Source organism: Acetobacter indonesiensis (genome assembly GCF_000963945.1).
GTDB classification, from domain to species: Bacteria; Pseudomonadota; Alphaproteobacteria; order Acetobacterales; family Acetobacteraceae; genus Acetobacter; species Acetobacter indonesiensis.
The window spans coordinates 66512-80173 of record NZ_BAMW01000006.1 but is presented as its reverse complement, the minus strand read 5'-3'; the positions used below and the strand labels follow the sequence as shown (position 1 = coordinate 80173).

Sequence of the window (13662 nt, the reverse complement as noted above, 5' to 3'; positions counted from 1 at the left end):
CCCGTCAAACGGAAGGGGGGCAGGTAGCAAAAGGACGTCAGCTATGACTGCTTCACACAGTAAAGAGGCCAACCCGCTAAGGGCGCTTGCCACGGTTCAACAGTCTCCATGGCTGGATTTTATCCGTCGCTCTTTTGTTGAAGACGGGTCTCTGGCGCGCCTTGTGCAGGATGATGACGTACGCGGTGTAACGTCCAACCCGGCCATTTTTCAGAAGGCCATGGGGGAAGGCACGGAATATGATGCGCAGATCAAATCTGTTCTGGCGCATGACATTGTCTCCCCCGGTGCGTTGTATGAAAAACTGGCGGTGCAGGATATCAAGAAAGCAGCGCACGTTCTGGCCCCGGTCTATGAGCAGACCAAACACCGTGACGGCTTTGTCAGCCTAGAGGTCTCCCCTTATCTGGCGCGAGACGAGAAAGGCACAGCGCACGAAGCACAACGTCTGTGGGCTGACGTGTCCGAACCGAATCTGATGATCAAGATTCCGGCTACACCTGAAAGTATTCCGGCTATTCGCCAGACCATTGCGGCTGGTATTAACGTTAACGTCACGCTGATTTTTGCGCTTTCTGCTTACAAGGCAGTAGTGGAAGCCTGGCTTTCCGGCCTTGAAGACCTGCACAAGACGGGTGGCGATCTGTCACGTGTGGCGTCTGTGGCTTCCTTCTTTGTCAGCCGGATTGACGGCAAGATTGATGCGGAAATTGATCGCCGTATCAAAGCTGGTGACAAGGACGCAGACGCGCTGAAAGCCCTGCGCGGAAAAGTTGCCATAGCAAACGCCAAGCTGGCCTATCTGTATTGGCAGGACGTAATTAAAACCCCACGCTGGAAAACGCTTGAAGCCGCTGGCGCGCAACCACAGCGCCTGTTGTGGGCGTCAACGGGTACCAAAGACAAAGCTTACAGCGACGTCCTCTATGTGGACAATCTGATTGGCCCGCATACCGTCAATACGCTGCCCCCGGCCACCATGGATGCCTTCCGTGACCACGGCACTGCCAAGGAAACATTGCTGGGTGGCATTGATGATGCCCGCCACGTTCTATCCGAAGTCGAGCGATTGGGTCTTAACCTGCAAGGTGTGACAGAAACGCTGGTTAATGAAGGCGTCACGTCTTTCGAAGAAGCATTTGACGCGCTTCTGGGGTCTGTGGCTGCCAAGCAGAAAACCCTGCTGGCCAACAAACTGACCGATATCAAGACGTCTCTCCCCGCAGACCTTGAAGCTGCCGTGCAGAAGGGGCTGGATGGCTGGCGTAAGGACGGCACTATCCGCAAGCTCTGGGCCAAGGACACTTCCGTCTGGACAGGCGGGGAAGAAGCTAAATGGCTTAAATGGCTTGATATTACCCAAGACCGTCTGGATCATGTTGCTGAACTGGAAAGTTTTCAGGCCGAAGTTAAAGCCCGTGGCTTCAAACAGGTTCTGCTTATGGGCATGGGCGGCTCAAGCCTTGGCCCGGAAGTACTGGCTGAAACATTTGGCAAGCATGAAGGCTTTGGCCATCTGTATGTGCTCGACAGCACCGACCCGCAGCAGGTTGCGACTTACGCCAAAAAGATAGACCCGGCGCAGACGTTGTTCATCGTTGCCTCCAAGTCAGGTGGCACGCTTGAGCCCAATATCATGCTGGCCTACTTCCATGATCTCGCAAAAAAAGCATTGGGGGATAAGGTTGGCAGCCATTTTGTAGCCATTACCGACCCCGGCTCCAAGCTGGAAGCTCTGGCAAAGAAAGAAGGCTTCTGGAAGATTTTTGCTGGTGAACCGCAGATTGGTGGGCGGTATTCCGTCCTTTCCAACTTCGGGTTGGTTCCTGCCGCCGCATCGGGCATTCCGGTCAAACTATTCCTTGAAGATGCTCTGCTAGGTGTCCGCCTGAGCGATGCCAGCGTGCCACCGGCGCAGAATGCCGCTGTTCTGCTGGGCACCATCATGGGCGTTGCGGCAACCCAGTTCGGACGGGATAAGCTGACTGTTGTGGCTACCCCGCAAATTGCTGACTTTGGTGCATGGCTTGAACAGCTTGTTGCTGAATCCACTGGCAAACACGGCAAGGGTATTATCCCCATTGATGACGAAACACTGGGCGGACCAAAACGCTATGGTTCGGACCGTCTGTTCGTTTATCTGCGTCTGGCCCCGGAACACCGGCATGAGCAGGATGAAGCCATTGCTACGCTGATTGATGCAGGCCAGCCGGTTATTACCATTACGCTGCACCATACACGGCAGATCGCGCAGGAATTTTTCCGTTGGGAACTGGCAACCGCTGTTTCTGGTGCATTTCTGGGAATTGATCCGTTCGATCAGCCGGATGTCGAAGCCAGCAAGATTGAAACCCGCAAACTGACTGACGCCTACAACAAAACTGGCAAATTGCCAGCCGAGCAGCCTTTTGCTGAACACGGACAGTTTGCCTTCTTTGCAGACAAAACCAACGCCGCTGCCCTGAAGGGTGACAGCGCTGAAACCATTCTGAAAGCCCATTTTGACCGTGTTAAAGCTGGCGATTATGTGGGGCTGCTGGCCTATATTGAACGGGATGCCGCAACACGGGAATGGATTCAGCACACCCGTTTGAAAATCCGGGATGCCAAAACAGTTGCCACGGCAGCAGAATTCGGACCGCGCTTCCTGCATTCAACCGGGCAAGCTTACAAAGGTGGGCCAGATAGCGGGGTTTTCCTGCAAATTACAGCTGATGATGCGCATGATCTGCCCGTACCCGGTGAAAACTACTCATTCGGTGTGGTCAAGGCCGCGCAGGCGCGTGGGGATTTTGATGTGCTGGCCGAACGGGGCCGCCGTGCCCTGCGCGTTCACATTCGCGGTGATCTGAAAACGGGGCTAGCTGATCTGGCAAAAGCCCTGCACAGCGCCGTCTAATATCTAGTCTAAGAAGGAATACAGCATGCAGATCGGCATCGTCGGGCTTGGAAGAATGGGCGGCAACATTGCTGTCCGCCTGACACGGCATGGGCATGACGTGGTGGTGTATGATCGTGACGCCGCCGCAGTTGAAAAAGTGGTTGCCCGCGCAGAAGCCGGGCGCGCCATTGGGGCCAGCACACTGGCCGATGTGGCGGACAAGCTGACGGGCCCCAGAAAAATTGTCTGGTCCATGCTGCCTGCTGGCCCCATCACGGAAGAAACCGTGATGTCTCTGGCAGGATTGCTTCAGCGTGGTGATATCGTGATTGATGGTGGCAACACCTATTACAAAGACGATATTCGCCGTGCCAAAGTTCTGGCCGAAAAAGGCATTGATTATATTGATGTCGGCACATCAGGCGGTGTGTGGGGGCTGGAGCGCGGCTACTGCATGATGTACGGCGGCACCAAGGAAGCGGCCGACCATATTGATCCCATTCTTGCAGCTTTAGCCCCCGGAATTGGCGATATCCCCCGCACACCGGGGCGCGATAAGGGCACGGACCTCGACCCGCGGGCAGAACAGGGGTACCTGTATTGTGGCCCGGCTGGGTCAGGCCATTTTGTAAAAATGGTCCATAACGGCATTGAATACGGTATGATGCAGGCCTTCGCTGAAGGTTTTGACGTGATGTACCGTAAGGATTCCCCCCTGCTGGCGGAAGAAGAACGGTTTTCGCTCAATATGGCGGACATTGCCGAAGTCTGGCGGCGTGGCAGCGTTGTGTCATCCTGGCTGCTAGATCTGACCGCACAGGCCATGACCAAAAATGGCGAACTGTCTGAATTCTCGGGCGAAGTAAATGATTCCGGTGAAGGCCGCTGGACCATTGAAGCCGCCATTGAAGAAGCCGTGCCAGTGCCGGTTATGACGGCTGCTCTGTTCACACGTTTCCGCTCACGCTCTGATAATACGTATGCTGAAAAAGTGCTTTCTGCCATGCGTTATGGCTTTGGTGGCCACGTTGAAACCAAAGAGTAAGTCAGACTTTTAAGTTCCCTACCGCCGATACGCCGCCCTTTTTGTTAGCGTATCGGCATCCAGATTTTTCAGGAGAGTAAAGCAAGCATGATGGTTAATGAAAGCGCCCGTCAGGCCGCTCTCTCTCCTCCAGCGTCCCGCATCAAACTTGTTGTCACGGACATGGACGGCACCCTGTTAACGCCTGAAAAGCAGGTTACCCGTCGCAGTCTTGCTGCCATTCAGACGTTGAAAGATGCCGGGGTTCCGGTGTGTCTGGTCAGCAGCCGGCCGCCCAACGGGATGGAAATGTATTTTGAGGTGCTGGGCCTCAATACTCCTTATGGGGCCTTGAATGGGGGCACCATTTTCAACGCAGACCGGACGGTACGCTCTGAGCTGGCACTAGATCCGGGTGCCGTGCGCGACGCGCTGGATATGCTGAAAGTGCATGATGTTGATGCGTGGTTGTTCCGTGGGCATGAATGGCTGGTTGAAAATGAAACCGGCGCGTATGTGGAGCCCGAAAAGCGGGCCATTCATATGCAGCCCCACGTTGTGTCTTCCTTCGCAGGGTCATTGAACGGTATTGGCAAAATAACCGGCTCCACTGCGGATTATGAGTTGCTGGAACGACAGGAAATCGAAATCGGTTCACTGCTTGAAGGCCGCGCCTGCGTTGCCCGTTCTGCCCAGTGGTTTCTGGACATCACACCGCTGGAAGCCAACAAAGGTCATGCCTTGCAACAGCTTGCGGCATTCTATGGCATTTCCCCAGCCGAGGTCGCCTGTATTGGGGATATGAACAACGATATTCCCATGCTGAAACTGGCCGGGTTAAGCATTGCTATGGGGCAGGCAAATGACCATGTGCGGTCCCACGCGCACTTCACCACAGACACGAATGAGCATGAAGGTTGGGCAAAAGCCATGGAAAGTCTGGTTCTGCCGCGGGTAGAACAACCCAACCCGGCTGCGGCCACACCACCGCAAGGCGCATAACTCATGACACTCTTCCAGCATGATATTCGTCTCGTGCTGGCGGATGTTGACGGCACGCTGGTCACGCGTGAGAAAATTCTGACTCCGCGTGCTATCCGTGCTGTCGAAGCCCTGAAACAGCAGGATATTCTCTTCACCATTACGTCTGGTCGCCCGCCCCGTGGTATGGCCATGCTGCTTCCCGCATTACAGTTGAACACCCCGTTTGCAGGGTTCAACGGCGGCATGATGGTGCAACCTGACCTTACATTGATTGAGGCGCTGCGCCTGCCTGCCGTAACAGCTGAAAAAACCCTCGCTATCCTCAAAAACCATCAGGTCCCGGCTTGGCTTTATACCAGCACGGAATGGCTGGTGCCTGATGCCCAAGGCCCCCATGTGGCGCGCGAGGAGTGGACCGTCAAATTCCCCCCACGTCAGACATCAGATTTTTCAGATGCCCTGAATGACGTGATCAAGATTACCGGTGTAAGCGATGATGCAGCACGTATGCAAAGCGTTGCCGCCACATTGCAGGCAGAACTTGGCGCAGATGCATCCGCTGCACTTTCCCAACCCTATTATGTTGACATCACACATCCCCATGCCAACAAGGGCGGCGTTGTTCACACCCTTGAGCGTCTTTTGAACATTCCGGCTTCCTGCATGTTAACATTGGGGGATCAGCCCAATGACACGCTGATGTTTCAGGTCAGCGGTTTTTCAATCGCGATGGGACAGGCCACGGAAGATGTAAAATCAGCCGCAACATGGGTAACAGCGTCATCTGAAGAAGACGGATTTGCCAAAGGCATTGAGCGTTTTGTGTTTGGAAAGGAATAAAAATATGGCCGGACAGGATACCCGCACAGGCAGCGTCTCTGTTTTTGCAAATCGTGAGGACGCAACGCGGAATCTGGCTGACTGGCTGCTTGATCTGGCCACACGCAAAAGCGACGGTCCTTTCAGCATTGCGTTATCTGGTGGCAGCACCCCCCAAAGTCTGTACAGCCTGATGGCGACTGAACCCTATGCCAGCCGGTTTCCCTGGGGACGGATGCAGTTTTTCCTGGGTGATGACCGTTTCCTGCCGCATGACCATGAAGACAGCAATTTTGGCATGATGCAGCGGCTACTCTTTTCCCGTGTGCCAGTACCGGCTGAAAATCTGCACCCCATGCCCGGCGTTGGGTCAGCAGAAGATGCGGCCAAGGCTTATGAAACACGGCTGAAACAGTTTTACGGTGCAGATACGCTTCAGGCTGACCGTCCATTGTTTGACGTCAATCTGCTTGGGCTGGGCGCAGATGGACACACGGCATCCCTGTTCCCGGGTCAACCTGTGCTGAAAGAACGCACGGCATGGGTTGCAACCTGTGTGCCGCCTGTCGCCCCTTATACGCGCCTTACGCTGACATACCCCGCCATTCATGCCAGCCGTCATGTTGTGTTTCTGGTCGAAGGGGCCAGCAAGAAAGACACGGTTGCAAAGGTTCGGGCACAAGACCCCTCCTGCCCTGCCAGTGCGATTACTGCTATGGGGGACCTGCTCTGGGTTCTAGACCAAGCCGCCGCACCTGACGCATAACGTGACGCTGAAGAACAAGAACGAGGAAAACCGCCATGACCGGACCGCAACTTGATCCTGCCGCACAGTTCAAACAGCAGGCTGCCGTAAAGGCCGCGTCTCTGGTGCGGGACGGTATGGCCGTTGGCTTGGGCACCGGATCTACCGCTGTCTTTGTGGTGGCAGAACTGGGCCGCCGCGTGCGGGAAGAAGGCTTACGTATCTGTGCAATCCCCACATCAGACGCAACAGAAGCGCAAGCCCGGGAAGAGGGTATCCCCATTACCGGCTTTGCTGAACATCCTGATCTGGATATTGCGATTGACGGGGCGGACGAAATTGAACCCGGCACGCTTAATCTGGTCAAAGGCCGTGGCGGGGCGCTTCTGCGTGAGAAAATTGTTGCCTCCGCCGCACGGCAGTTTGTCGTGGTGGCAGATAACAGCAAGTATGTTGACCATCTTGGCACCCTCTGCCCCGTGCCGGTGGAAGTTGTTCCTTTTGGTTGGGAAAGTGCGGCCGCACGGCTGGCACGGCTGGGTGCCCACGTTGCACCACGAAAAAACCGTGACGGGTCTTTTTATCTGACCGATGAAAAAAACCTGATCATGGATTGTGTGTTTGGCCGGATTGAAGACCCGGACACGCTCAGTCAGAACATTTATAATATTGTGGGCGTGATTGAACATGGCCTGTTTCTGCACATGGCCACGCAGACCATTACCGCAGGACCGGAAGGTATCCGTATTCTGCACCCCGGCAACCGATCTGCCGCGCAGTTAAGCAGCGAAGTTATGGGCAGCAAGCAAACTCTGCCCAGCCAGCCCGCGGCAGAGGGAATTGGCAAACATCTGCTGGTTATCATGGGTGTTTCGGGCTGCGGCAAAACCACAATCGCTGAAGGCCTGCGGAACGAACTGGGCTGGCCTTTTCAGGAAGGGGATGACCTGCACCCCTCTGCCAACGTGCAGAAAATGGCAGCCGGTATTCCCTTGAACGATGAAGACCGCTGGCCTTGGCTGGAACGGTGCCATGAATGGCTGGCTGAATGTGAAAAAAGCGGTTCGGGCGCTATTCTGACATGCTCTGCATTAAAGCGTTCCTATCGCGATGTGTTGCGGCGTGACGGGCTGAACCCTGTTTTCATTTACCTGCACGTTGATGAAACCGTCCTGATCAAGCGGCTTCAGACGCGCAAAGGCCACTATATGCCGGCCAGCCTGCTGCCCAGCCAGCTCCAGACACTGGAGCCCCCAACCGATGATGAGCACGCGATGACCATTTCCGTCGCAAGCCCGCCGCCGCAAACAATCGCAACCATTCTGACAAAACTGAAAAGCCTGTAAACCACCGAACTGTTCTATCAGCCACCCGCCGGTTAGCGCTTTCCCTGCGGGTGGCACCATGCATAATCCGTGCGTCAAAGGGCAGTAAGCGTTTCATCTGAAACGGGCCTGCCTTATTTTAAGTGTCTTGTTTACGACACAGCGAACAAACGGGATGAATGCGATGGGCCACAATTACGCAAAACCGCTGACATCGGGCCAGAAAATTGAACGGCTTTTGACCCGCATCCCTCCGTCATGGGTTATCAAACTTGAACGCCTGCCGGGAACGGCACAATGGCGTGCGCTGGCTCATGCTCCCGATACAGACGGCGCGTGGAGTGAAACCCACATGGACCCGGCCGATGCCCTAGAAGAAACGTGGCGGCGCAATCGCACTGTGGTTGTTTGACACTACAAACTCTGGTCATTTCTGTAACCAGAATGCTTATGCTCGCGCCAATGCCCGCTATTTTTCTGGTTTTTTATACGGTTTTCCAGTGAGCCGATTAATCCGCACCGCTCTGGGCTGTCGCGGGGTGGTATCTGGCACAACGTGACAGGCCACACCTTCTGCCTGACGCGCACTGGCAAACCGCTGCGCATGGGAAAGCTGTGCGGCCTGATACAACACCTTCTCCCCCAGCATCACTTTATGCTGCCGCATCGCCTTTCCTTGTGCTGACTGTGATATGCGCCATGTTGCGCGCTCCGTTTCTATATTCTAACGTATATACTCTCATTTCTTCCGAGGTCCGTATGCGCGCGCTTCCTGCTTCAGCCTGCACCAAAAGTCGTCGTTCCCTTCTGCTGGCAGCCCTGCTCGGCACGGCGATGATGTTTAGTCCGTTTGCATCAAAAGCAGCCGAAGCCCGCACTGTTGTCGATATGAGCGGCACACCCGTCGAGATCAAGGATACCCCAACCGCCATTGCGGATTTATGGTTTGCCCATAACGAAGTTCTGGTCATGCTGGGTGCTGCTGACAAGATAAAGGTCTCGGCTGAAAAGCCATCAACGCGCCCGTGGCTGTTCAAGGTCGCCCCCGTTCTGCTGAAGGCTGAAACGGGCGTGACGCCTGATACCGTCAACCCGGAAGATCTGCTGGCCCGTCACATTGATCTGGTCATTGTGCCCCAGCGCGCGCAGGCCGAAAATCTGCGCAAAGTGGGGTTACCGACCCTGCATGCCCAATACACCACCATACCCAACATGCTGCGTACGATTGATATGACAGCCGATGCACTCGGCACCCAACAGGCCCACGACGTCGCGGCACTTTATCGGCAGAAAATGGATGCGTTGACGACTCTGCTGCAAACTCGCGTGGCTAAAATACCCGCCTCTGCCCGTCCGCGTGTTTTGCATATCGCTACTCTGAACCCGCTTCAGATTGACGGGAAAGACACCATGATCGACACATGGATTCAGACAGCGGGCGGCATAAACGCAGCCACGGTGTCAGGCAATCATCGCCCCACCACGTTTGAACAGATTGCAGCATGGAATCCTGATATCATCGTCCTTGGCCCCACAGCCGGAGACATTGATGCGTCCTCTCCGTTTCAGGCGCTGCCAGCAGTGCAGAAAGGAAAATGGGCGCGGAATCCTCAAGGCGTCTTTCCGTGGGACCGTTACGGATGCGAGGAACTGCTGCAAATGGAGTGGGCAGCCAAGCTGTTCCACCCCACCGCCTTTGCTGACCTCAATCTGCCGCAGGATGTTCGTAATTTTTATCAGACTTTTTTCCACTATAATCTGACGGATGAAGACATTAGCCGTATTCTGGCAGCCAAGCCGCCTGCGACTACTCCCTGATGTGGCAACAGCTTTCAATCCTTCGCTCATTCCCGGTGTAGTGCCGTTGTAAAACGGCATTCCTCCTTAGCCTCTTTGATGCAGTTTTCTGTTTCTTAAAACTGTCATGGTTTGCCAGTGCCAGACATGGCATCTGGACCCCATGTGCAAAAAGCCTTTGCTCTTGCAGGCCGGAACAGGCACGTTCTGCCTTGTGACACACCACATCCCTGTCCACCCGCCGCACCCTTCGCACCCATGATGGGCTTGCTGGGCCATATGCGCACCCATGCCACGTTGCCGGGGTTTCTGGCTGCGCTCAGGGCTCTGGTGCGTACGGACACACTCTGGCTGGTGGCTCTGGCTGCCTTAGTAGGGTTGCTGGCCGGGGGGGCGGTCAGTCTTATGACTGAAGCCACTTTTCTGGCGCACCATCTGTTGGCACCGGAGTCCGGGCGTCTTTCGGGCCTGCCATCCATCGCGCCCATCAGGGCGTTGCTGGTGCCCGTCTCTGGTGGGCTCCTGCTTGGGGCCGCAGGATATTTTCTGGCCCGCACCGCACGCTTCCGTCCTGTTGACCCGGTAGAAGCCAACGCCCTGCATGGTGGCCGTATGTCCCTGCGCGATAGCCTTGTGGTGGCCGGACAAACCGTTATCTCAAACGGTTGTGGTGCATCGTTGGGGCTGGAGGCTGGATTCAGTCAGTTAGGCGCAGCGTTCGGTTCCCGCATTGGCCGCCAGCTTCGTATGCACCGGGCCGATGTACGGTTGCTGGTCGGGTGCGGGGCAGCTGGCGCAATCGGGGCTGCATTTGACGCACCGTTGGCAGGCGCATTCTATGCGTTTGAACTGATTATCGGCACCTATTCCTTCACCGCACTTGCGCCTGTTGCACTCTCCGCCGTGACCGCCATAGGGGTCGTGCATCTAACGGGCACTGTACTGCCTGCTGTCACTGTGCAGACCCCAGCCTCCATTCCCCCGCTCGCCTATCTGCCGATTGCTGTTCTGGGCGGGGTTTCCGCCTTGGTCGCCGTGGGATTAATGAAAGGCGTTACACTGACTGAACGCGCTTTTCACGCGCTTCCCCTTCCTGTGTGGATGCGGCCTGCATTAGGCGGACTTCTGGTCGGCCTGCTGGCCCTTATTTCCCCGTCGGTGCTGTCTTCCGGCCATATGGCTATGCGCGCCGGGTTGATTGATACGCCGCCACTGCTGCTGGCTCTTGGTCTGCTGGGATTAAAGGCGCTTGCATCCGCCATTTCCATTGGTTCAGGCTTCCGTGGTGGCCTGTTTTTTGCCTCGCTCTATCTGGGCGTGCTGACAGGGGCTGTTTTCGCAGGCGTTCTCTCCCCCCTCACGGTTCTGCCGGTTTCAGTCTGCGCTGTTGTTGGGATGTGCGCGTTGGCCGTTGCAGTCATCGGCGGCCCGATGACAATGGTGTTTCTGGCCCTTGAAACAACCGGCAGCCTGCCGTTGACCACGGCCGTCATGGTGTCCGCCATTGTCTCGTCCATTACCGTGCGGCGTACTTTTGGCTATTCATTCGCAACATGGCGGTTTCATCTGCGGGGCGAAAATATTCGCTCTGGTGTAGATGTCGGCTGGATGCGGAACCTGACGGTCGAGCGCATGATGCGCACGGAAATTGTCACTTTCCCTGCCACGGAAACGGTTGCTGGTGCCCGGGCCGAATTTCCAGGCACCGCGCCGCGCTATATCATTCTGCGGGATGAACACCGCCGCTATAAAGGACTGGTCGAAAACGTGACGTTCCATGCAGCACGTTATGCGGATTCCACCCCTTTGCTTGACCTTGTTCCCTCAGACGATGAAGCGTTGCTGCCCCAGACCTGCCTGTCTGATGCCTTGGCTTGCTTTGAACGCACAGGCAGGCCTGCCTGCGCTGTCATAAACGAAAACAATATGGTGCTTGGCTTGTTAAGCGAACGCTATGTTCTCCGCCGTTACGCTGAAGAACTGGAGCGCACCCGCCGCGAACTGGCAGGCGAGAAATATCGGGGGTAACATTCCGCCTTCTGTCACCGCGGCCCTACCCGAGACGTGAAGCCCTGTACCCTTTTGGTTTGCAACAAAATCGGGCTTGATGCGCTTCCTGCTCTGACAAACCTTTCCGGGCGTATGATGACAGACACCTCCAAAGCACCTTTTTCAGGCACCATGCAGGCCGTGTGCGTTACCGACCCCGGTGCCCCCGATGTCATGAAAATCGAGACACTGCCCATTCCCCAACCGGGCCGGGGTGAAGTTCTTGTCCGTGTCATGGCAGCAGGGGTCAACCGGCCAGACATCATGCAGCGTCAGGGTCTGTATCCCCCACCCCCGGGGGCAAACCCCCGCCTGGGGCTTGAAATTGCTGGGGAAATTGTGGCCTGTGGTGCGCCGTCAGTTGGCCAGATCATGCCTGCCATTGGCACCAAGGTCTGTGCCTTGGCCAATGGTGGCGGCTATGCAGAATACTGTTTGGTACCCGCCGGTCAGTGCCTACCATGGCCCACAGGATTTGATGCCGTGCAGGCTGCAGCCCTGCCCGAAACCTTTTTCACCGTCTGGTCAAACCTGTTCATGCCGTCTCCTATTACAGAGGGCGAGCGCGTTCTGATTCATGGTGGGTCAAGTGGAATCGGCACGACAGCCATTCAGCTTGTCAAAGCTTTTGGGGGTATTCCCTACGTCACAGCAGGCACGGCTGATAAATGCGCCCTGTGTGAGAAACTGGGTGCCATCGCCATTAACTACAAAGAGCAAGACTTTGCTGAACGGCTGCGCACACTGACCAAAGGCAAAGGCGTCAACCTTATTCTGGATATGATTGGCGGCGCATATCTTGACCGCAATCTGCGGTCGCTCGCCATGGATGGCAGATTGGTCATTATCGCCCTGCAAGGCGGGGCGAAGGCAGAAAAGGCTGACCTCGCCCGCATCATGACCCGAAGACTGGTGGTAACCGGCAGCACATTGCGCGCACGCGATACCACAACCAAAAGCCGGATAGCCAACCAGTTACAGGAAAAGGTCTGGCCCTTGTTGGCTAATGGCACCATCCGTCCCCTGATCCACGCGACGTTCCCGTTTACGCAGGTGGTACAGGCGCATCAGACCATGGAAGCAGGCGACCATTCAGGCAAAATCATTTTGACGCTGGATACCCCACCCCAGCAGAATAACTGATCTTAATACGCAGGCAGACAGGAAGGGTGCCCATTCAGCCCAATGTCGGGTAAAGTGGCATAAACAAGGCCATGTGTGGCTATATGCTCTGGCCCCCAAGCGGGAACACAGCATGCAGTCACACAAGGCCGCCCCCAGTGTTTGAGAAGCGTTATTGTGACAGCCCCATCTCCTCCCCTTGCGGACAGGCTTGCAGACGTCCGCGCCCGTATTGATGCTGCGGCCCACGCCGTTGGGCGAGACCCTGCCGCCGTCACATTGGTGGCTGTCTCCAAATTCCACCCAGCAAGCAGTGTGCAGCAGGCCATAGACGCGGGTCAGCGCATTTTTGGTGAAAACCGCGTACAGGAAGCCGCCGCAAAGTTCCCCGCCCTGCGTGAAACCACGCCTGACCTCCGTCTGCATCTGATTGGGGGGCTGCAAACAAACAAGGCGAAAGACGCCGTCAGGCTGGCCGATATGATCGAAAGTCTCGACCGTCCGGCTCTGGCTGATGCACTGGCCCATGCGGCAGAAAGCCTAGGCCGCCTGCCCGATCTTCTGATTGAAGTGAACACCGGAGATGAGCCCCAGAAATTTGGTGTCCCGCGTGAACAGGCCGATGACTTTATCCGCACCTGTCGCAATCGTTTTGGTGACAAATTACGGGGCCTGATGTGTATTCCGCCTGCGACCGAAGACCCCACACCCCACTTTCAGCTTTTGCGCAGCATGGCGCATGAACACGGTCTGCCGGTGCTGTCCATGGGGATGTCTGCCGACTATCCGCAGGCCATTGCGCAAGGAGCAACTCTTGTCCGCGTAGGCACGGCCATTTTTGGCCCGCGCCCTGCTTCAGCCTAAAGGAAGCCCTGTGATGACTTGCCTCCTGCTGCCTACACGCCTTATGCAAGCC

General features: G+C 56.2%; 12 protein-coding genes and 1 pseudogene. 12 read left to right on the top strand and 1 reads right to left on the bottom strand.

All coding sequences use genetic code 11. The features are described from left to right. The first annotated feature begins 43 nt into the window (after positions 1-43). The 8 genes and pseudogenes from Abin_RS01665 to Abin_RS01630 all read left to right on the top strand — a co-directional run bounded on the left by Abin_RS01665 (position 44) and on the right by Abin_RS01630 (position 8190). Positions 44-2899 (top strand): bifunctional transaldolase/phosoglucose isomerase, encoded by a 2856-nt coding sequence (locus Abin_RS01665; protein WP_048844620.1) that lies wholly within the window; start codon positions 44-46, stop codon positions 2897-2899. 25 nt (positions 2900-2924) lie between these two features. After that, positions 2925-3926, top strand: a complete 1002-nt coding sequence (gnd, locus tag Abin_RS01660; RefSeq protein ID WP_048844619.1) for a phosphogluconate dehydrogenase (NAD(+)-dependent, decarboxylating) — start codon at positions 2925-2927, stop codon at positions 3924-3926. An 87-nt stretch (positions 3927-4013) separates the two neighbouring features. Next, complete coding sequence (locus Abin_RS01655; RefSeq protein ID WP_048844618.1) at positions 4014-4907, top strand: Cof-type HAD-IIB family hydrolase; 894 nt, start codon at positions 4014-4016, stop codon at positions 4905-4907. Between the two features lie 3 nt (positions 4908-4910). After that, positions 4911-5729: a Cof-type HAD-IIB family hydrolase gene (locus Abin_RS01650; RefSeq protein ID WP_048844617.1), complete on the top strand. Its 819-nt coding sequence runs from the start codon at positions 4911-4913 to the stop codon at positions 5727-5729. A 4-nt stretch (positions 5730-5733) separates the two neighbouring features. Then, a complete protein-coding gene (gene pgl / locus Abin_RS01645) occupies positions 5734-6474 on the top strand; it encodes a 6-phosphogluconolactonase (protein ID WP_048844616.1) in 741 nt (246 codons plus the stop codon). Positions 6475-6509: 35 nt separating this feature from the next. Next, a pseudogene (gene rpiA / locus Abin_RS01640) lies at positions 6510-7211 on the top strand (ribose-5-phosphate isomerase RpiA); the annotation flags it as partial. A gap of 36 nt (positions 7212-7247) precedes the next feature. Beyond that, complete coding sequence (locus Abin_RS01635; RefSeq protein WP_084593414.1) at positions 7248-7799, top strand: gluconokinase; 552 nt, start codon at positions 7248-7250, stop codon at positions 7797-7799. Between the two features lie 163 nt (positions 7800-7962). Then, the gene (locus Abin_RS01630) at positions 7963-8190 is read left to right on the top strand and encodes a hypothetical protein (protein WP_048844809.1); all 228 of its coding nucleotides are present in this window, start codon (positions 7963-7965) and stop codon (positions 8188-8190) included. A 57-nt stretch (positions 8191-8247) separates the two neighbouring features. On the opposite strand, the gene Abin_RS01625 is transcribed toward Abin_RS01630, so the two are convergent. Then, complete coding sequence (locus Abin_RS01625) at positions 8248-8445, bottom strand: hypothetical protein (protein ID WP_174766808.1); 198 nt, start codon at positions 8443-8445, stop codon at positions 8248-8250. Positions 8446-8537: 92 nt separating this feature from the next. Between Abin_RS01625 and Abin_RS01620 the strand changes: the two genes are divergently transcribed. From Abin_RS01620 to Abin_RS01605, 4 genes are all read left to right on the top strand, one after another. Beyond that, a complete protein-coding gene (locus tag Abin_RS01620) occupies positions 8538-9596 on the top strand; it encodes an ABC transporter substrate-binding protein (protein WP_048844615.1) in 1059 nt (352 codons plus the stop codon). 237 nt (positions 9597-9833) lie between these two features. After that, entirely contained in the window at positions 9834-11603 is a 1770-nt protein-coding gene (locus Abin_RS01615; RefSeq protein ID WP_048844807.1) for a chloride channel protein, read from the top strand. Between the two features lie 153 nt (positions 11604-11756). Then, the gene (locus tag Abin_RS01610; protein ID WP_048844806.1) at positions 11757-12767 is read left to right on the top strand and encodes an NAD(P)H-quinone oxidoreductase; all 1011 of its coding nucleotides are present in this window, start codon (positions 11757-11759) and stop codon (positions 12765-12767) included. 141 nt (positions 12768-12908) lie between these two features. Further along, complete coding sequence (locus tag Abin_RS01605) at positions 12909-13610, top strand: YggS family pyridoxal phosphate-dependent enzyme (protein ID WP_258027415.1); 702 nt, start codon at positions 12909-12911, stop codon at positions 13608-13610. Positions 13611-13662: the final 52 nt, after the last annotated feature.